Consider the following 18,098-nt stretch of genomic DNA (forward strand, 5'->3'; position numbering starts at 1 on the left):
ACCCGCGGGCCCGGCCCGCCACCTACCCCCCGCGCCGGCATCTTGCCCGGCCCGCGAGTGGGGGGTGGCGGCATCTTCCACACTCGCTGGTGGCGGCCCCCCCCCCCCCGCGGCGCCCGCCCCCCCCGCGGCTCTTGCGCTGTTTCTCCCGTGGCCCTTCGCCGGGGTGCGGCGTCAGGCGGACTTGCGGCTGTCCCGCGGATGCACAGCGATGTTCATGGCGCCGGAACGCAGTACCGCGAGCCTTTCGGCCAGGACCTCTTCGAGTTCCTCGCGGGTGCGCCGCTCCATGAGCATGTCCCAGTGCGTACGCGCGGGCTTGCCCTTCTTCTCCTCCGGCCCATCGCCGTCCACCAGGAGTGCCTGGGTCCCGCAGACCTTGCACTCCCACTCCGGCGGAATTTCCGCTTCCACGGAGAAGGGCATCTCAAAGCGATGTCCCTTCTCACATGCGTACTCCACCGCCTGGCGCGGGGCCAGATCGATGCCGCGGTCCGTCTCGTAGCTGGTCACCACGAGCCGCGTACCGCGGAGAGCTCGCTCACTCATGAATCGTGCCTCCCGGGCTTGTCGCCCACAGGACAGGTGTTGTCGCTGTCGTCGTCATCCGGTCAACGTCCGGTCGGCGGTAAAGATTCCCGTTGCGGGTCAGTGCGTCGCCCGTCGTGCCGCCCCTTGTTGTACCCACCAGTGACCGCTTTGTCACATCTGACATCAGATGTCACCTACTCTTTTTCCTGCGTAAGGACGCAGTAACGGTCCGCCTGGTAAGCCAAAGGCGTACACTACCGGCCTTTTACTTCAAGGTCTAAATTCTTTCCGGCACGGGGTTCCCGGCCGCCGCCACGGCCCGTCTCACGGGTACCCGCGCGAGCAGAACGAACCCCACGACGAAGAAGGCCACCAGGGAGATGATGGCGTCCCGGTAGCTTCCCGTCAGCTGGAACGTGAGACCGAACACCAACGGCCCCAGCCAGCTCATGCCCCGGTCGCTCATCTCGTACGCGGAGAAGTACTCGGCCTCCTTGCCGCGCGGCACCAGGTGCGAGAACAGCGAGCGCGACAGCGCCTGGCTGCCGCCGAGCACCAGTCCGATCGCCGCCGCCAGCACGAAGAACCAGACGGGCGCCCCGGCGGGGAGGAAATACCCCACGCCGATCGTCAGCGTCCAGGCGACGAGCGAACCGAGAATGGTCCGCTTGGCGCCGTACCGCTGCGCCAGACGCCCCATGGCGAGCGCCCCGAAGACCGCCAGCACCTGGACCAGCAGGATGGCCGTGATGAGCGTCGTCTGGTCCAGCCCCAGCTCCTCGGACCCGTAGACCGAGGCCTGCGAGATCACCGTCTGGACCCCGTCGTTGTAGAACAGATAGGCCAGCAGGAACGACAGCGTCAGCGGATGCCGCCGCATGTCCTTGAGGGTCGACACCAGTTGCCGCCAGCCCTGCCCCATGGTGAGCCGGCTGCCGTCCGTGGCCACCCGGCGGTCCCGCAGCCGGCGCAGCGGGATCACGGCGAAGGCGCCCCACCAGACGCCGGCCGACGCCAGACAGATCCGTACCGCCGTCGACTCGCTGACCCCGAAGCCGTCGTGGCCGGTGTACAGCACCAGGTTGAGCACCAGGACCAGGGCGCCCGAGGTGTAGCCGAAGGCCCAGCCCCGCGAGGAGACCCGGTCGCGCTCCTCCGGGGTGGCGATCTGCGGCAGATAGGCGTTGTAGAGCGCCATGGACACGGACACCGACGCGTTGGCCACGATCAGCAGCAGCGCGCCCAGCAGATAGCGGTCGCCGTCCAGGAAGAACATGCCCGTGGTCGCGGTGGCGCCCAGGTAAGCGGCGGCGCCGAGCAGCGGCTTCTTGCGTCCCGTACGGTCGGCGACCGCACCGGCCACGGGCATCAGCAGGACCGCGAGGATCACCGACAGGGACACCGAGTACGCGAAGACCGAACCCGCCCGCACCGGGATGCCCAGCGGGTGGACGAAGCCCTCCGCGTCCGCCGCCGCCTTGGCGACCGACGTCAGATAGGGGCCGAGGAAGACGGTCAGCACGCTCGTCGAGTAGACGGAGCACGCGAAGTCGTAGAAGTACCAGCCCCGTTGTTCCCGTCCGCGGTCCTCCGCGGCCTCCTGCGGCTCCACCGATCCGGCCCTCACACGTGCTCCCTGGTCCCCTGCCGACGCGCGCACGGGCGGAGGACGACGGACGCGGTCAGGCCCAGGCCCCCCGCTCGGTCAGCACCGACCGCAGCGTCGCGATCCGGTCCGTCATGATGCCATCCACGCCGAGATCGACAAGAGCGGCCATCCGGTCCGGATCGTTGACCGTCCACACGTGGACCCGCAGGCCCAGCGCGTGCGCCGTCGCCACGAAGCGCCGGTCCACGACACGTACCCCGTTCTGGGCCTCCGGCACCTGGGCGCACACCGCGCCCCGGCGCAGCGGGGCCGGCACCCCCAGCGAGCGCAGCCGCAGCGCGAGCACACCACGCACGCCGTACGACGTCGCGAGCCGCGGTCCGGCGAGCCGCTGCGCCCTGGCCACCCGGCGCTCGCTGAAGGACCCGACGCAGATCCGGTCCCAGGAGTTCGTACGGCGGACCAGGTCGAGAAGGGGGAGCAGCGCGGGCTCCGCCTTGACGTCCACGTTCCAGCGGGCCCCGGGGAACTCTTCGAGCAGCTCCTCGAAGAGCGGGAGGGGCTCGGTGCCCGCCACGCGCGCCTGACGCACCCGGTCCCAGGGAAGCTCCGCGATCCGGCCGCCGGTGTCGGTGACCCGGTCCAGGGTCGGGTCGTGGAAGGCGACCAGCCGGCCGTCCGCCGTGGCGTGCACATCGGTCTCGAAGTACCGGTAGCCCTCCTCGGCGGCGCGCCGGAACGCGGCGGCGGTGTTCTCCAGGCCGTCGGCCGCCCCGCCGCGGTGGGCGAACGGGACGACGGGCCCCGGGTGGTCCAGATAGCGGTGCTGAGGTGCGCGGTTCACCCGGGGAGTGTTCACCCCGGAAGTATCGCCCGCCCCGGCTCCTCGCCGCCGACCGGCCCGGAAGGGACCTCGGCCGCCCCGCCCTCGGGCCGGGCCCCGGGCTCGGCGTCGGAACCGCGGTCCGCGTCGGGCCCGGCAGTCGCGGCCGGGGCGGGGACGGCGAACAGGCGGAGGAAGAACTGCGCGAGCGGGCCGATGGCCAGCGCGTACGCGACCGTGCCCACGCCCACGGAGCCGCCGAGCAGGAAGCCGGTGGCCACCACCGCGATCTCGATGCCGGTACGGACCAGCCGGATCGAGCGGCCGGTCAGCCGGTGCAGTCCGGTCATCAGGCCGTCGCGCGGGCCGGGGCCGAAGCGGGCCGCGATGTACAGGCCGGTGGCCACTCCGTTCAGGACGATGCCGCCGGCCATCAGCGCGACGCGGCCGACGGGGGAGTGCACCTCGGGGAGCAGGGCCAGCGTGCCGTCCATCGCGATGCCGACCACGAACACGTTGGAGACGGTGCCCAGGCCGGGCCGCTGCCGGATCGGTATCCACAGCAGCAGGACGACCGCCCCGACCACGATCGAGACCACCCCGATGGTGAGACCGGTGCGCTCAGCGAGGCCCTGGTGCAGCACCCCCCAGGGCTCCAGGCCCAGCCCCGCGCGGACCAGCGCCGCCGAACTCACTCCGTACAGCGCGAGCCCCACGTACAGCTGCGAAAGCCGTCGGAAGAGTTCTGAGGATGATCCGGACACGTGACGCCCCTCGGGTAGTGGTGGTGGACCGACGCATGACACTCTGTGGCCCGTAGGGACGAGCCATCCATGGCCAATCCGGGGAAGGTGGACTGAAATCATGGCGCAGTGGACTTCGGCGGTGGGGGCGGCGCAGCTCGCCCGGCAGCTCTCCCAGCAGTCCCGTCCGGTCGGCCCCGGCACCCGCAAGCCGCCCGCCTACCGGGCGCTCGCCGACGGAGTGCGCCTCCTCGTGCTGGAGGGCCGGGTGCCGGTCGCGGCACGGCTGCCCGCCGAGCGCGAACTCGCGACGGCCCTCGCGGTCAGCCGCACCACCGTCGCCGCCGCCTACGAGGCGCTGCGGGCCGAGGGCTTCCTGGAGTCGCGCAGGGGCGCGGGCAGCTGGACGGCGGTGCCCGCCGGGAACCCGCTGCCCGCGCGCGGCCTGGAGCCGATGCCGCCGGAGGCGCTCGGCAGCGTCATCGACCTGGGCACCGCCTCGCTGCCGGCACCCGAACCGTGGCTCACCCGCGCCGTCCAGGGCGCCCTGGAGGAGCTGCCGCCGTACGCCCACACCCACGGCGACTACCCGGCCGGCCTCCCCGCCCTGCGGCAGATGCTCGCCGACCGGTACACCGCCAGGGGCATCCCGACCATGCCCGAGCAGATCATGGTCACCACCGGTGCGATGGGCGCCATGGACGCCATCTGTCACCTCTTCGCCGGGCGCGGCGAGCGGATCGCCGTCGAGTCGCCCAGCTACGCCAACATCCTCCAGCTGATGCGCGAGGCCGGGGCGCGGCTGGTGCCCGTCGCGATGGCGGAGGGGCTGACCGGCTGGGACCTGCCGCGCTGGCGGCAGGTGCTGCGCGACGCCGCCCCCCGGCTCGCCTACGTCGTCGCCGACTTCCACAACCCCACCGGCGCCCTCGCGGACGAGGACCAGCGCCGGGCCCTGGTCGAGGCGGCCAGGTCGGCGGGCACCGTACTGGTGGTCGACGAGACCATGACCGAACTCCACCTCGACGACGACATCGACGAGATGCCGCGGCCCGTCTGCGCCTTCGACCCGGCGGGCAGCACCGTGCTCACGGTCGGCTCCGCCAGCAAGGCGTTCTGGGCGGGGATGCGCATCGGCTGGGTGCGGGCCGCCCCCGAGGTCGTCCGCAGCCTCGTGTCGGCGCGTGCCTACGCCGACCTCGGCACGCCCGTCCTCGAACAGCTCGCCATCAACTGGCTGATGAGCACCGGGGGATGGGAGCAGGCGGTGGCGGTCCGGCGCGGCCAGGCCCGGGAGAACCGGGACGCCCTGGTGGCCGCGGTGCGCCGGGAGCTGCCGGACTGGGAGTTCGACGTGCCGGCCGGCGGGCTGACCCTGTGGGTGCGGACCGGGGGCCTGTCGGGCTCGCGGATCGCCGCGGTGGGGGAGCGGGTCGGCGTCCGGGTGCCGTCCGGGCCGCGCTTCGGGGTGGACGGCGCCTTCGAGGGCTACGTCCGGCTGCCGTTCACCGTGAGCGGCCCGGTGGCCGAGGAGGCGGCGGTACGGCTCTCGGCGGCGGCGCGGCTCGTGGAGTCGGGCGCGAGCTCGGGGGCGGAGACCCCGCGTACGGCCGTGGCGTAACGGCGCGCGACAGCGAAGGAGCCCGTGGCCGCACCCTTTTCGGGGGTGCGGCCACGGGCTCCTTGGCTGTACGGCCCCGCGCTCAGCCCTCGGCCGGGACGGGGGACTCCAGCTGTTCGGTCGGGTCCCGGTCCTCCGCCGGCACCGACCGCTCCGGCAGCAGCTCCAGCACCGCCTGCCGGTGCGCCTCGCTCGTGGCGTCGTCGTACGGGTCGGGCGTGGCGGGCACCTGAAGGCGCATCACCGGGCCCGAGCCCAGCCGGGCGTAGCCGCGTCCGGGCGGGACCTCCGGGGTCGGCGTGGTGTGCGGCGGGAGGCCGAGCACCTCCGCGACCTCCTCGGGGGAGGCCGGTCCGAGCACGGCACGCGCACGCGTGTGCGCGCGTACCGAGTCGCTGAGGGTGTCCACGGTGTCGAACTGCTCGGCCACCACGACCGTCACGTTGGCCGCCCTGCCGTGCCGCAGCGGCACCTGGAGCAGTTGCTGCGGGTCGGTGCGGCCGTCGGCGGCGGCCAGGTGGCCCAGGACGCTCGGCCGGTCGAGCAGGATCCACAGCGGGCGCCGGGTGTCGTCGGGCGCGGGACGGCCCGCCTGCCGGGCCAGGTTGGCGGAGATCAGCCGCCGCTCGGTCTCGGCGCAGGCCCACTCCAGGCTCGCCAGCGCGCCGGAGAGTCCGCACTCGACCGCCAGCACACCGCTGCGGCCGGTCAGACAGGCGTACTCGCCGGTGCCGCTGCCCTCGGCGATCAGCACGTCGCCGTCCTCCAGGGCCTGGAGCGCGACCGACCGCAGCAGGCTGGTGGTTCCGCTGCCGGGCTGGCCGACGACCAGCAGGTGCGGCTCGGTGGACCGCGGGCCGGTCCGCCAGATCACCGGAGTGGCGTCGCTCTCCTCGTCGCCGTCCTTGACCGGCACCGTGCGGGGGACCGCGTCGGAGTCGGTGAAGCCGAGGACCGTCTCGCCGGGTGCGGTGACGAAGCGCTGGGCGGCGATCGTCGTGGGGAGCGCGTCCAGCACCGTCATGACGAGCTGGTTGCCCTCCTCGTCCCAGGCGAAGCGGTACTCGCGCCCACGCCCGGACTTGGCGTGCAGCAACTGCTCGATGCGGGCCCGGGAGTCGGCCTCGCCGTCGGGGAAGTACGCGGGGTAGCGGATCAGCAGCCGGGTGGGGCGGCCGGAGTCGTCGAACTCGTAGTCGCTGAAGGCCTTGTCCCACTCGCCGCCGTGCGCGAAGAGCGGTTCGGGGTCCTCGGGAACCGAGAAGTAGGGCACCAGCGCCTCGTAGAGGGACTGGAGCCGTTCGGTCTCCGCCGGGGCGGGACCGGTCTGTACGGGGGCGCGTTCATGGCCCTTCCAGGCGGCCGCGGCCATCACCGTGATCAGGGCGAGCAGCGGCCCGTACGGGATGAGCGCGACCACCAGGACGACCGAGCCCACCAGGAAGAGCGCGGGACCGCGCTTCTCCTTCGGAGTGCCCGCCCACTTGGCGCGACCCGCCGCGGCGAGCTTGCGCAGGCCGCGGCTGATCGTGATCAGGGGATGGAGCACGTCCGTGGCGCTGTCGGCGGCAGTGCGCGCCAGCTCGCGGCTGCGGGCCACCGAGGCACTGCTGCTGCTCAGAATGCGGGGGAGGGGACGCCGGGCCACGTCGGACTCCTGAGGTGGGGGTGGGTGGAGGTGGGGTCAGAACTTGATCCCGCCCAAAAGGCTGGCGAGGCTCGCTCCTCCGGCCTTGATGCTCGGGGCGATGGCGGTACCCGCGAGGTAGAAGCCGAAGAGTGCGCAGACCAGGGCGTGCGACGCCTTCAGCCCGTCCTTGCGGAAGAACAGGAAGACGATGATGCCGAGCAGCACGACGCCGGAGATGGACAGGATCATGAGAGTTCTCCTGGTTGAGGGGGACAGTCACCATGAGTTCTTCCAGGCTCACAGAAAGTATCTATGCCGCAAATCGTGCAGTCGGGTTAAATTTCGTATTTTTCACTGGACTGGCAGAGCCGGATGCGCTCGCGGTGATCTTTGCCGCCCGGGGACCGGGTCATGTCGCCGGACGGCCAGTACTCTGTCGATTCACTCGTACGGCCCTTCCGCCGTGCGCCCCTGGTCATGGCATGCGAAAGGCAGGCACTCCGCGATGAGCGAAGCCCCGGACCCCGAGGTCGTCGAACTGGCGACCAAGATCTTCGAACTCGCCCGGCAGGGCGAGGCGGAGGCCCTCGCCGCATACGTCGACGCGGGTGTCTCGCCGGACCTCACCAACGAGCAGGGGCAGACCCTGGTGATGCTCGCCGCCTACCACGGCCACGCGCGCGCGGTGGAGGCGCTGCTCGCCCGCGGGGCGGACGCGAACCGCCCCAACGACCGGGGCCAGACCCCGCTCGCCGGCGCGGTCTTCAAGGGCGAGGACGAGGTGGCCCGGGTGCTGCTGGCCGGAGGCGCCGACCCCGCCGCCGGTACGCCGTCCGCGCTGGACACCGCGCGGATGTTCGACAAGAAGGACCTGCTCCAGCTGTTCGGCGCTCGCTGACCGCTTCTTGGGTAGGGAGTCCGGGGGACGTCGTAAATGTGGTCGCGGTGCGCAAACTGCTGGGCCATCATGACGACGGATTCACAAACACCAGGTGCGGGCATGAGTCGCCGCATTACGGAAATGTGGAACTGGCCCACTCCGGGCCACCAGACGAGAGGCAGAGGAAGATGGTCTACACCAAGCAAGAGACTGTGACGGGCGGCCGAGCATGTTGTCGCGCGGCGTAGGCACGGCATGATTCCCGGTTGCGTCGACAGCTTGATGTGAGGCTTTTTCCATGTTTGATCCAGTCATAGCGCCGAGCGGCACCTTGCTCGGCCTCCTGCAGAGGGGCCGGGGTGACGGCACGCTGCACGCACTTGCCGCACCCCGTCCGGAAGCCCTGGCGGCCCTGCACCACTGTGTGACCAACGACCCCCGCCACGACTGGCAGGTCGAGAACCGGTCGCTCTACTACGCCCGTCTGTACCTGGACCTCGACGGCGGCCTCGAAGAGATCGAGCGGCACCTCTTCGACGCCGAGGACGTCCTCGACACGGACGAGAACCGGACCGGACTCGCCCTCGCCGTCCTCGGCCACCTCGCCTCGTACGGCAGGGACGACGCACTCGTCCTCCTGCGCTCGTACGCGCGGACCGGCGCCAACTGGGCCTGGGCGCTCGACGAGCTGGCCCTGCGCGACGACGACAGCGGGCTGCGCTCGCTGGCGGGCCCGGTGCTGGCGCGGTTCGCCGAGTCCCCCGAGGGGGACGCGGAACTCGCCGCCGCCGTGCGCGACGCCTACGAGCCCCGGCCCTGGCGCCTGTGGTCCGAGGATCCCCGCGCCGCCGTCGGCGGCCGGGTGCGAGCGGCGCAGGAGCAGGGCTCCTTCGACCGCTGGCAGCGTCAGATGCGTACGACGGGCCCCCGCCCCGAGTGGAGCGTCGACGCGGTCTTCGCCTGGGCCCAGCAAGGGCTGGAGCGCGGCGCGGCGCTGCACGTGCCGGCTGCCCGGTGCCTGTCGGCGGTCGCGGGACCGGAGGATCGTTCAACAATCCTCCGTGTGGCACGTGAGGGTGTGGACGGTGCCCGCTGCACCGCACTCCACTACCTGGCTCAGTCACGCGATCCCGCCGTCCTCGATCTGATCGAGGACGCGGCGCAGAGCACCTCTGTCACCGTCGCCGAAGCCGCGGTCGCCGCCTTCGAGCGGATGTGCGGCCCCGAAGCGGTGGACCGGGCCCGCGGCTGGGTCCACCGGCCGGACGCCCTCGGCGCCTCGGCGGCCGGCGTACTGGCCTGCCGCGGCGGCGCCCAGGACGCCCCCCTGGTCCTCGGCGCCCTGCGTGAGGCCGTCCGGGCGGACGGCCCCGACACCCCCCGGGTGTGGACCCTGGTGGACGGCACCGGCCGCCTCGGCATCGCCGCCGCGGCCCCCGTCCTGCGCCACATCTACCGCGAGACCGCCTCCTCCCACCTGCGGCAGCGCGCGGCCTGCGCCCTGGCCGCCACCGATCCGTCCTTCGCCTCCGGCTTCGCCGTCGAGTGCCTGTGGGACTGCGAGGAGACGACGCGCGAGGTCGCCGCACGGCACGCCGAGACGGGCGACGTGCGGGTGGCCGACCGGCTGCGGCGGCTGGCCGCCGACCCGGCCGAGGAGGCCGAGGTGCAGACCGCCGTACGCAGCAGATTCGGGCCCGACGCGACCGCCGTCTGAGCGCGACCGCGGCAGAGGCAGAGGTGGGGGCGGGGTGCTCCGGAGTGGTCCGGGGCACCCCGCCCCTGCCGTTGGTCCTGTGGTCGCGGGGTCCTGCCGTGGCGGCGCACCGGGCGACCGCTCCGCGCGGGCGCGCGAGACGCGAGGTACGGGATACGGGCCGGGTTCCCGGCGTCCAGGTGCAGGACCGCCCCGCGCGGTGCGACGTACGGGATCCAGGCCGGGTTTCCGGCGTCCAAGTGCAGGACCGCCCCGCGCGGCGCGACGTACCGGATCCAGGCCGCGTTCCCGGCGTCCCGGCGCACGACCGCCCCGCGCGCGGCGCGACGCACGGGCCCTGTGGTGCTCAGCGGCCGGTGGGTGGTCGGGGGAAGCGCCCCGTCGGCACGAAGCGCAGCGGAGTGCCCGGGACCGCCTGGGCCGCCGCGTCCAGGTCCGGCTCCGGTACGACGCCCACCACCGGGTAGCCGCCGGTGGTCGGATGGTCCGCCAGGAACACCGTCGGGTGTCCGTCCGGCGGCACCTGCACCGCACCGAGCACCAGCCCCTCGCTGGGGAGTTCTCCCGGGACCGCGCGCTCCAGGGCGGGGCCCTCGGTGCGCAGACCGATGCGGTTGCTCGCGGAGGACACCCGGTACCGCGCCGTCGCCACCGTGCGCAGGGCCCGCTCCGTGAACCAGTCCGTGCGCGGCCCCGGCCCCAGGCGCAGCACCAGTTCGCGCGGCGGCTCGCGCCAGGGCAGCGCGTCCGCGTACGCGGTCGGCCCCGGTACGCCGGAGTGTCCGAGGGGCAGTACCGCGCCCAGGGCAAGTGGCGGCGGACCCAGCCCGGAGAGCAGGTCCGTGGAACGGCTGCCCAGGACGGACTCCGCCGCGACACCCCCGGCGAACGCCACATAGCTGCGCACCCCCGCCACCGCCCTGCCGACGTCCAGCACCGCCCCGCCCGGCACCTGTACCGGAGCACCCCAGGCGGCCGGCCTGCCGTCGACCGTGACCGGGCACGGCGCCCCCGTCACGGCCACCGTCACCGCCCCGCGCACCCGCACCGCGCAGCCGTCGAGGGTGGTCTCCAGGACGGCGGCCCCGGGGGCGTTGCCCAGGAGGCGGTTGGCCAGGGCGCTCGCCGCCCGGTCCAGCGCCCCCGACAGCGGCACCCCGAGATGGGCGTGGCCGGGACGCCCCTCGTCCTGGACGGTGGTCAGCGCCCCGGGCCGTACGACGGCGAAGGCCCCGTCGGTCACCGTGCCTCCGGCCCGTGTGCCGGCGACGCCACGACGAAGCGGACCCGGTCGCCGGGGGTGAGCAGTGCCGCGGGCACGCGCGCGGGGTCCCACAGCACCGCGTCCGTGGAGCCGATCAGCTGCCAGCCGCCGGGCGAGGAGCGCGGGTAGACGCCGGTGTACGGCCCCGCCAGCGCGACCGAGCCCGGCGGGACGGCCGTGCGGGGCGTGCTGCGCCGGGGCACCGCGTACCGCTCGGGCAGCCCGGTCAGATAGCCGAAGCCGGGCGCGAACCCGCAGAACGCGACCCGGAACCGGGCCGAGGAGTGGATGCGTACCGCCTCCTCCACGGAAACCCCCCACCGGGCCGCGACCTCCGGCAGGTCGGGGCCGTCGTAGCGCACCGGCAGCTCGACGGCCCGCCGCTCGTCCACCACCAGCGGCGGCACCTCCCAGCCCGTCAGCAGCCCGGCGAGGCCGACGGGGTCGTCGAGGCCGTCCAGCAGGACCGTGCGGGCGGCGGGCACGATCTCCCGCACCGGCGGCAGGGAGCCCGCGGCACGGCGGCGCAGCAGCTCCGCGTGGAGTGCCCCGGCCTCCTCGGCGTCGGCCAGTTCCACCAGGAGGGCCCGGTCGCCGACAGGCAGGGTCCTCATGCGAAGGCCTCCACCCGGATCTCCGCGGCCTCCAGCGCCGTGCGGACCCGGTGGGCGAGCCGTACGGCGCCCGGGGTGTCCCCGTGCACACAGAGCGAGCGCGCCCGGACCGCCACCGGCTGTCCGTCCACCGCGCGCACCTCGCCCGAGACCGCCATGCCCACCGCACGCTCCACGACCGCGTGGGCGTCGCTGATCACCGCACCCTCCTGGGACCGGGGCACGAGAGTGGCCTGCGGGGTGTAGGCGCGGTCCGCGAACGCCTCGGGCACGGCGGGCAGCCCCGCCCGGTCCGCGACGCCCAGGAAGCGCGAGCCGGGCAGGCCCAGCACCGGCAGGGAGCCGCCTGCGAGCCGCACCCCCTCGACGACGGCCGCCGCCTGCTCCTCGTCGTGCACCAGGCGGTTGTAGAGGGCGCCGTGCGGTTTCACGTACGACACCCGTGAGCCGGCGGCCCGTGCGAAGACGTCCAGGGCGCCGATCTGGTAGGCCACCTCGGCGGCCAGTTCGGCCGCCGGCACGTCCATGGAGCGGCGTCCGAAGCCCGCCAGGTCGCGGTAGGAGACCTGGGCGCCGATCCGTACCCCGCGCTCGGCGGCCAGCGCGCACACCCGCCGCATGGTGGGTGCGTCGCCCGCATGGAAGCCGCAGGCGACGTTGGCGCTGGTGACGACGGACAGCAGCGCTTCGTCGTCGGTCAGCCGCCAGCGCCCGAAGCCTTCCCCGAGGTCGGCGTTGAGGTCGAGGGATACCGGGGTCATGAACCGCATCATCCTCCTGTTCAGGCCACGCGGTACTGCTCGTCGCGGGCGTCGGTGATCAGCATCTGCCCCGGGGCGTGCGTCAGTGCGAACGGCGGCGCGGACGCCGTCACCGCCGCCTGAAGGGTCACCCCGCAGGCCCAGAACACCGGGATGTCCCCGGGCTCCGCGGTCACCGGGTCGCCGAAGTCCGGGCGTGCGAGGTCGGCGATGCCGAGCCCGCCGGGTTCGCCGCAGTGGACGGGAGCGCCGTGCGCCGCGGGCAGCAGGGCGGTCGCGTTCAGGGCCGTGCCGAGCAGTTCGGGCGGCACGGGCCGCATCGACACCACCAGGGGACCCCGCACCCGCCCGGCCGGCCTGCACTGGCGGGCCGTCGTGTACATCGGCACCGTGCGCCCCTGCTCGATGTGGCGCATCGGCACCCCCGCCTCGCCCAGAGCCGTCTCGAAGGTGAAGCTGCACCCGATCAGGAACGTCACCAGGTCCTCGCGCCAGTACCCGGTGACCTCCGTCGGTTCGTCGAGCAGTTCGCCGTCCGCCCAGACGCGGTAGCCGGGCAGATCCGTCCGCAGGTCGGCGCCCGGGGCCAGGGGAGTGGTCCAGCCGCCGGCCTCGGTGACGTCCAGCACCGGGCAGGGCTTGGGGTTGCGCTGGCAGAACAGCAGCACGTCGTACGCCCAGTCCGCGGGCACCGCCAGCAGGTTCGCCTGCACATGCCCGGGGGCCCAGCCCGCCGTGGTGCCGGTGCCGCCCGCCCGGAACCGCGCGCGGGCCTCCTGGGGCACGCGCGCGGGGGACACGTCCGTCACGTTCACACCAGCTCCTTCCCGCGGGTCTCCGGCAGCCCGAGCAGCGCCAGGACGGCCAGCCCGTACCCGACGGCACCGAACACCAGGGCGCCGCCGACCCCCCAGCTGCCCGCCAGGAAACCCACCGTGGTCGGGAAGACGGCGCCCACCGCACGACCCGTGTTGTACGTGAATCCCTGCCCCGTGCCGCGTACGGCAGTCGGGTACAGCTCGCTGAGGAAGGAGCCGAAACCGCTGAAGATCGCCGACATGCAGAAGCCCAGCGGGAAGCCGAGCACCAGGAGCAGGGTGTTCGCGCCGACCGGGATGTTCGTGTAGGCGAGGATGCACGCGGCCGAGAGCGCGGCGAAGAGCGCGATGTTCTTCTTGCGGCCGAGCACGTCGGTCAGATAGCCGCCGGACAGGTAGCCGATGAAGGCGCCGGAGATCAGGAACGTCAGGTACCAGCCGGTGTTGACCACCGTCAGTCCGCGTTCGCTCTTCAGGTACGTCGGCACCCACGTGGCCAGCGTGTAGTAGCCGCCCTGCACGCCGGTCGACAGCAGGACGGCGAAGAGGGTGGTGCGCAGCAGGTCCGGCCGGAAGATCGCGGTGAAGGACCCCTTGTCCCGGCTTTCGAGCCGCCGGCCGGCCGCCTCGGGGGCGTCGCTGACGTGACGCCGTACGTAGATCACCAGGAGGGCGGGCAGCGCGCCCGTCCAGAACATCACGCGCCACGCGACGTCCGCCTCCAGGAACTGGAAGACGAGCGTGTTGACCACCACCGCGAGCGCCCAGCCCGCCGCCCAGGCGCTCTGCACGGCGCCGAGGGTACGGCCGCGGTGCCTGGCGGTGGAGTACTCGGCGACCAGGATCGCGCCGACCGCCCACTCGCCGCCGAAACCGAGGCCCTGAAGGGCCCGGAAGACCAGCAGCGTCTCGTAGTTGGGCGCGAAACCGCAGGCCACGGTGAACACGGCATAGGTGCCGACCGTGATCATCAGGGCGCGGACCCGGCCGATCCGGTCGGCGGCGATGCCGGCGACGGCGCCGCCGATCGCGGACACCACCAGGGTGACCGTGGTCAGCAGCCCGGTCTGGCCGTTGTCCAGAGCGAAGTACGCGGAGATCGCGACCATGCTCAGGGGGAGCGTGAAGAAGTCGTAGGAGTCGAGGGCGTAGCCGCCGAACGCACCGGCGAAGGCCCGCCGACCGCGCGGCCCCAGAGCCCTGAGCCATGCGAAAGCCCCGCTGTCCGGGGGGAGTTCGCCCTGTTTCCGCTGTGCCTGGGTCGTACTCATCTGCACCTCGCTGGGGTGAGGGGAGAGCCGTTCAGGAGTCGTGCCGTACAGGTGCGGCGGTGCGCTGTTCTCTTGCGCCTTCGTCAACGTAGAGGATTGTTGAACAATCCGACAAGACTTTTGTAGCCTCGTTCTCCACAGCTTCGATTCTCCCTTCCTACGATTGCTCCTACGATGAGTGCAGGTGCCGGAACGCTCCGGCCCGACAAGGGAGTTGGGGTGCCGTGGTGACCACAGAGACAGAAGTCGGAGAACTGGCGGAGGACCGCCCGCTGCTCACCCGCACCAGCACGGCGGAGCGGGTGGCGGACATCCTGCGCACCCGCATCGCCGAGGGCTACTTCCCACCCGGACAGCGGCTCTCCGAGGACAGCATCGGCAAGGCGCTCGGAGTCTCCCGCAACACCCTGCGCGAGGCCTTCAGGCTGCTGACCCACGAACGCCTGCTCGTCCACGTGCTCAACCGGGGCGTCTTCCTGAAGGTCCTCACCGTCGCGGACGTGGAGGACATCTACCGCACCCGCCGCCTCGTGGAGTGTGCGGTGGTACGTCACCTCGGCGAGCCCCCCTTCGCGGTCGACGCGCTCGACGCCGCGGTCACCGCGGGCGAGAACGCGGCGGGGGAGGAGGACTGGAAGCGGGTCTCGACGGCCAACATCCACTTCCACCGCGAGCTGGTCGCCCTCGCCGGCAGCCCGCGCACCGACGAACTGATGCGCAGCGTGCTGGCCGAGCTTCGGCTCGCCTTCCACGTGGTCTCCGACCCCCGCCTGCTCCACGAGCCGTACCTGCTGCGCAACCGGGAGATCGTCCAGGCGCTCGCCGCCGGCGACCGGGCGGCGGGCGAGGAACTGCTGGCCCGCTACCTCGACGACTCGCGCGCCAACCTCGTCGCCGCGTACGGGCACTTCGCGCAGGAGGCCGGACTCGACTGACCGGGGCGGGGGCCGGGGCACCAGGACGCCAGGGCGGGGAATCGGGGGCGGGACGCGCGGCGTGGGGCAGGCGTGGGACTCCGGCCGCCAGGCGCCCCGGCCGGAGTCCCGGCCGGAGGGCGCCCCGGGCACAGGGTGCCCCGGACCCGCGCCCCGCATGTCCCGGCCCCGGTGCGGCGCCCCGGCCGCGGCGCGTCGGTGCGGGGCGTCGGTGCGGGGCGGCCGTCCGGCGGCCCCGCCACCCCTACGGCAAGCGTTCCCATCTGGGCCGTTTCGACCGTTGTCAGTGCGAGGACCTAATCTGTGCCACGTGACTTCGCCTGCCTCGACGGAATTCGTTCCGCCCCAGCTCAGCGCGGGGCCGCGGCCCGCCCAGGGCCCGGCCGCCGACGAAGGGCTCGCGCGGCGCCTTCGCGCGCTCGCCTGCACCGCGCCGCTGCACGACCTCGACGTGCGCAAGGCGAACCTCGCCGGTGAGTACACGGTCTACGCGATGGCCGAGGTGGCCCTCGCCGCGATCGACCTGATCACGCTCAACATGGACTTCGACACCGGCGCCGACCACGACCAGATCGTCGCCAGGCTCCTCCCGCGCGTCGCCGCCCAGGCCCCCCGGCGCCCGGCCGCCGAGCACGAGCGGGTCGCCCGCTGGGTGCTGGAGAACCTCGTCAACGTCGGCAGCGTCGACCGCGGGTTCCGCGCCGTCTACGGCACCTTCTCCGCCGACGGCGTCTACACCCGCCGCGACTACGACTTCAAGCTCGTCGAGGAGGTCGCCGGATACGGCGGCGGGGTGTTCCTGCGCACCACCGACGAGGCCGTCAACGTCCTGGTCGGCGCCCTCGACACCGACGTCACCAGCGCCCAGATCGCCGCCGAGGTCAAGCTGGAGGTCCTGATCAACCGGGGCCGCCTCGCCGACGCCCAGCTCGCCGCCGAACAGGCCCGTTACCGCACCGTCCAGTACGCCGAGACGCTGCGCCGCACCCTGGAGGCCACCCGGCGCAACGTCCGCGCGGTCGACTGGCTCAACGCCGTGCCCGACATGATCGCCGAGGCCCTCGACCACGTCGCCGACCGCTACCGGCACGAGAACGCGATCCTCACCAACATCCGCAGGGCCCGCGACGAGTCGGAGGAGCCCGAGCACAAGCGGCGCGCCGCCGAACTCGTCGACATCGTCAAGGACTGCATCCGCCGCCACACCCAGCTCCAGTCGCGCCTGCTGGAGGCCGGCCCGCTGTTCCGCGCCGAGCAGGACCGCCAGGCCTTCGCGCCCGCCTCCGCGCACTCCGGCCTCGACCTCTACGGACAGCTCGTCGCCCCGCTGCTGCCGCTGCCGCTGGAGCGGGCGATCCGGGTCACCGACGCGTTCTTCGCGCACGGCGCCGGACTGCGCACCCCCACCTCGGTGCGGGTCGGCGACCTGGTCGACATACTGCTCAGCCCGCCGGTGGAGCGCGAGCACCTCGGCGTCGAGATGCCCGAACCGGACCTGATCGCCACCCCGGACGACAGCCGGTTCAGCGAGGAGCAGCTCGCCGACGCCCTGGAACTGCTCGACCTGCCGCACGACGCGCCCCGGCGCCTCTCCGGACTGCTGGCCGACGCCCGCAGGCGCGACGCCGAACTCCCGTACCTGGTGGCCCTGCTGGCCGTGCACGCGGCCAGCCCGCCGGTCGGTACGGCGTACCGGCAGGGCGAGGAGCGGCTGCTTTTCGCCGTCGACGACGGCACCCAGCTCGACGACCCGGAGTTCGGCGGCGCGGACCTCATCGTCGGCACCGCCCTTCTCGACGCGGCCGGCATGGCCTCCGACCGGGCGGAGGCCTCATGAGACGTCCCGCCCCGTCCACCCCCGCACCCCACCGGTGGCCCGGCACCCCCGGCCGCGTACACCGCCCCGCATCCCACCGGCCGCCCGGCACCCCCGGCCGCGTACACCGCCCCGCACCCCAGACCCCCACCGAAGCCGAGGAGCAGCAGTCGTGAGCGAGACCCACGCAGAGCACACCGCGTGGACCGGCGACACCGTCGACGTGCCCGCCGCCCCCGCCGCGGTGACGCCCGCCGACGCCGCCGACGCCGCCCGCCTCGTCTCCTTCGGCCTCCAGCCCAAGCTGCTCCCCGCTCGCGACGCCGAATACGCCGACCTGCTGCGCCGCTACCGCGAGGAGGCCCCCTTCGCGCGCCTCGCCGACGCCGTCGCCACCGGCCTCGGCCTCGTCGTCCTGGAGGTGTCCACGCGCGCGGGGATGGCGGTCTCGGCCGGTGAGGACTCCGTCTTCGCCGTACGGATGGGGGACTACGCCCGGCGCGCCTCGGCCGAGTCCGCCGACCGCTTCCTGCACGGCCTGGCCCACCTCGCCGTGGCCGCCATGGCCTTCCCGCGCCCCGAGGACCTCGCCGACGACGGCTACGTGGGCCGCCTGACGGTCAACGGCGTCGACGCGTTCGTACGACAGGCCTGCCGGCGCCTGGAGGAGCGCGCCGAGGTGGCGGGGGAGAACACCGACCCCGCAACCGAGGCCCCCGGCCTGGAGTCCGCCTGGCGGATCTACGCCCGGCGCAGCGCCACCGGAGCCACCAAGGACGCCCGCCGACTGGCCGGCTCCACCACCGGAATCGTCGGCAAGGCCGTCGCCTTCCTTACCGACTCCGGCTTCCTCCAGCGCACCGGCGACGACGCGGGCGGCGCCTACCGCACCACCGCCCGCTACCAGTTGCAGGTGCGCGACATGGCCGGCAGCGCAGCCATGGCGGAGCTGCTGGAACTGGGCGTCGTACCCGTGACGGACGGCACGGCCACGCTGGTGCCGCCGTCCGACGCCGACGACCTCGACCTGCCGGCCGACGCCGGCCTGCCCTTCCACGCGTAGTC

The 18,098-nt window shown here is 73.3% G+C and carries 17 protein-coding genes; 6 read left to right on the plus strand and 11 right to left on the minus strand.

Features of this window, described 5'->3' with window-relative positions:
• Window positions 1-174: 174 nt before the first annotated feature.
• The 4 genes from ACFYVL_RS43485 to ACFYVL_RS43500 form a co-directional block, all read right to left on the minus strand.
• Window positions 175-549 (minus strand): RNA polymerase-binding protein RbpA, encoded by a 375-nt coding sequence (locus ACFYVL_RS43485; RefSeq protein ID WP_142215978.1) that lies wholly within the window; start codon window positions 547-549, stop codon window positions 175-177.
• A gap of 259 nt (window positions 550-808) precedes the next feature.
• Window positions 809-2,158 (minus strand): MFS transporter, encoded by a 1,350-nt coding sequence (locus tag ACFYVL_RS43490; RefSeq protein ID WP_389255512.1) that lies wholly within the window; start codon window positions 2,156-2,158, stop codon window positions 809-811.
• Between the two features lie 55 nt (window positions 2,159-2,213).
• Window positions 2,214-2,984: a glycerophosphodiester phosphodiesterase family protein gene (locus tag ACFYVL_RS43495; protein WP_389255514.1), complete on the minus strand. Its 771-nt coding sequence runs from the start codon at window positions 2,982-2,984 to the stop codon at window positions 2,214-2,216.
• 11 nt (window positions 2,985-2,995) lie between these two features.
• Entirely contained in the window at window positions 2,996-3,727 is a 732-nt protein-coding gene (locus ACFYVL_RS43500; protein ID WP_389255516.1) for a YitT family protein, read from the minus strand.
• Between the two features lie 100 nt (window positions 3,728-3,827).
• Between ACFYVL_RS43500 and ACFYVL_RS43505 the strand changes: the two genes are divergently transcribed.
• Entirely contained in the window at window positions 3,828-5,327 is a 1,500-nt protein-coding gene (locus tag ACFYVL_RS43505; protein ID WP_389255518.1) for a PLP-dependent aminotransferase family protein, read from the plus strand.
• Window positions 5,328-5,409: 82 nt separating this feature from the next.
• Here the strand turns inward: ACFYVL_RS43505 and ACFYVL_RS43510 are convergent, their stop codons facing one another.
• Both ACFYVL_RS43510 and ACFYVL_RS43515 read right to left on the minus strand, forming a co-directional pair.
• Complete coding sequence (locus tag ACFYVL_RS43510) at window positions 5,410-6,975, minus strand: hypothetical protein (RefSeq protein ID WP_389255520.1); 1,566 nt, start codon at window positions 6,973-6,975, stop codon at window positions 5,410-5,412.
• A gap of 36 nt (window positions 6,976-7,011) precedes the next feature.
• Entirely contained in the window at window positions 7,012-7,206 is a 195-nt protein-coding gene (locus ACFYVL_RS43515; RefSeq protein ID WP_018534760.1) for a hypothetical protein, read from the minus strand.
• Window positions 7,207-7,462: 256 nt separating this feature from the next.
• On the opposite strand from ACFYVL_RS43515, the gene ACFYVL_RS43520 reads away from it, so the two are divergent.
• Both ACFYVL_RS43520 and ACFYVL_RS43525 read left to right on the plus strand, forming a co-directional pair.
• Window positions 7,463-7,855, plus strand: a complete 393-nt coding sequence (locus ACFYVL_RS43520) for an ankyrin repeat domain-containing protein (protein ID WP_389255522.1) — start codon at window positions 7,463-7,465, stop codon at window positions 7,853-7,855.
• Between the two features lie 280 nt (window positions 7,856-8,135).
• Window positions 8,136-9,554 (plus strand): HEAT repeat domain-containing protein, encoded by a 1,419-nt coding sequence (locus tag ACFYVL_RS43525; protein WP_389255524.1) that lies wholly within the window; start codon window positions 8,136-8,138, stop codon window positions 9,552-9,554.
• Window positions 9,555-9,900: 346 nt separating this feature from the next.
• Here the strand turns inward: ACFYVL_RS43525 and ACFYVL_RS43530 are convergent, their stop codons facing one another.
• Genes ACFYVL_RS43530 through ACFYVL_RS43550 form a run of 5 tightly spaced genes read right to left on the minus strand, consistent with a single transcriptional unit; the run spans window position 9,901 to window position 14,282 of the window.
• Window positions 9,901-10,797 (minus strand): biotin-dependent carboxyltransferase family protein, encoded by an 897-nt coding sequence (locus ACFYVL_RS43530; RefSeq protein WP_389255526.1) that lies wholly within the window; start codon window positions 10,795-10,797, stop codon window positions 9,901-9,903.
• Entirely contained in the window at window positions 10,794-11,432 is a 639-nt protein-coding gene (gene pxpB / locus ACFYVL_RS43535; protein ID WP_389255528.1) for a 5-oxoprolinase subunit PxpB, read from the minus strand. Before pxpB ends, ACFYVL_RS43530 begins: the two co-directional genes overlap by 4 nt.
• Window positions 11,429-12,193, minus strand: a complete 765-nt coding sequence (locus tag ACFYVL_RS43540; protein ID WP_389255530.1) for a LamB/YcsF family protein — start codon at window positions 12,191-12,193, stop codon at window positions 11,429-11,431. The genes pxpB and ACFYVL_RS43540 overlap by 4 nt, the downstream gene beginning before the upstream one ends.
• Window positions 12,194-12,213: 20 nt before the next feature.
• Window positions 12,214-13,008 (minus strand): putative hydro-lyase, encoded by a 795-nt coding sequence (locus ACFYVL_RS43545; RefSeq protein ID WP_389255532.1) that lies wholly within the window; start codon window positions 13,006-13,008, stop codon window positions 12,214-12,216.
• Window positions 13,005-14,282 (minus strand): MFS transporter, encoded by a 1,278-nt coding sequence (locus tag ACFYVL_RS43550; protein WP_389255568.1) that lies wholly within the window; start codon window positions 14,280-14,282, stop codon window positions 13,005-13,007. Before ACFYVL_RS43550 ends, ACFYVL_RS43545 begins: the two co-directional genes overlap by 4 nt.
• A gap of 224 nt (window positions 14,283-14,506) precedes the next feature.
• Here ACFYVL_RS43550 and ACFYVL_RS43555 point away from each other — a divergent pair, with 224 nt between their 5' ends.
• The 3 genes from ACFYVL_RS43555 (at window position 14,507) to ACFYVL_RS43565 (ending at window position 18,096) form a co-directional block, all read left to right on the plus strand.
• Window positions 14,507-15,217, plus strand: a complete 711-nt coding sequence (locus tag ACFYVL_RS43555) for a GntR family transcriptional regulator (protein ID WP_389255534.1) — start codon at window positions 14,507-14,509, stop codon at window positions 15,215-15,217.
• A 310-nt stretch (window positions 15,218-15,527) separates the two neighbouring features.
• Window positions 15,528-17,054: a hypothetical protein gene (locus ACFYVL_RS43560; RefSeq protein ID WP_389255536.1), complete on the plus strand. Its 1,527-nt coding sequence runs from the start codon at window positions 15,528-15,530 to the stop codon at window positions 17,052-17,054.
• A gap of 151 nt (window positions 17,055-17,205) precedes the next feature.
• The gene (locus ACFYVL_RS43565) at window positions 17,206-18,096 is read left to right on the plus strand and encodes a hypothetical protein (protein ID WP_389255538.1); all 891 of its coding nucleotides are present in this window, start codon (window positions 17,206-17,208) and stop codon (window positions 18,094-18,096) included.
• The last annotated feature ends 2 nt before the right edge of the window (window positions 18,097-18,098 follow it).

It is taken from the genome of Streptomyces sp. NPDC004111 (assembly GCF_042874215.1).
Lineage (GTDB): Bacteria > Actinomycetota > Actinomycetes > Streptomycetales > Streptomycetaceae > Streptomyces.

Coding starts and splice junctions, on each gene's coding strand:
- ACFYVL_RS43485 (WP_142215978.1), bottom strand. CDS start 549: ATGAGTGAGCGAGCTCTCCGCGGTACGCGGCTCGTGGTGACCAGCTAC.
- ACFYVL_RS43505 (WP_389255518.1), top strand. CDS start 3,828: ATGGCGCAGTGGACTTCGGCGGTGGGGGCGGCGCAGCTCGCCCGGCAG.
- ACFYVL_RS43515 (WP_018534760.1), bottom strand. CDS start 7,206: ATGATCCTGTCCATCTCCGGCGTCGTGCTGCTCGGCATCATCGTCTTC.
- ACFYVL_RS43520 (WP_389255522.1), top strand. CDS start 7,463: ATGAGCGAAGCCCCGGACCCCGAGGTCGTCGAACTGGCGACCAAGATC.
- ACFYVL_RS43525 (WP_389255524.1), top strand. CDS start 8,136: ATGTTTGATCCAGTCATAGCGCCGAGCGGCACCTTGCTCGGCCTCCTG.
- pxpB (WP_389255528.1), bottom strand. CDS start 11,432: ATGAGGACCCTGCCTGTCGGCGACCGGGCCCTCCTGGTGGAACTGGCC.
- ACFYVL_RS43540 (WP_389255530.1), bottom strand. CDS start 12,193: ATGACCCCGGTATCCCTCGACCTCAACGCCGACCTCGGGGAAGGCTTC.
- ACFYVL_RS43550 (WP_389255568.1), bottom strand. CDS start 14,282: ATGAGTACGACCCAGGCACAGCGGAAACAGGGCGAACTCCCCCCGGAC.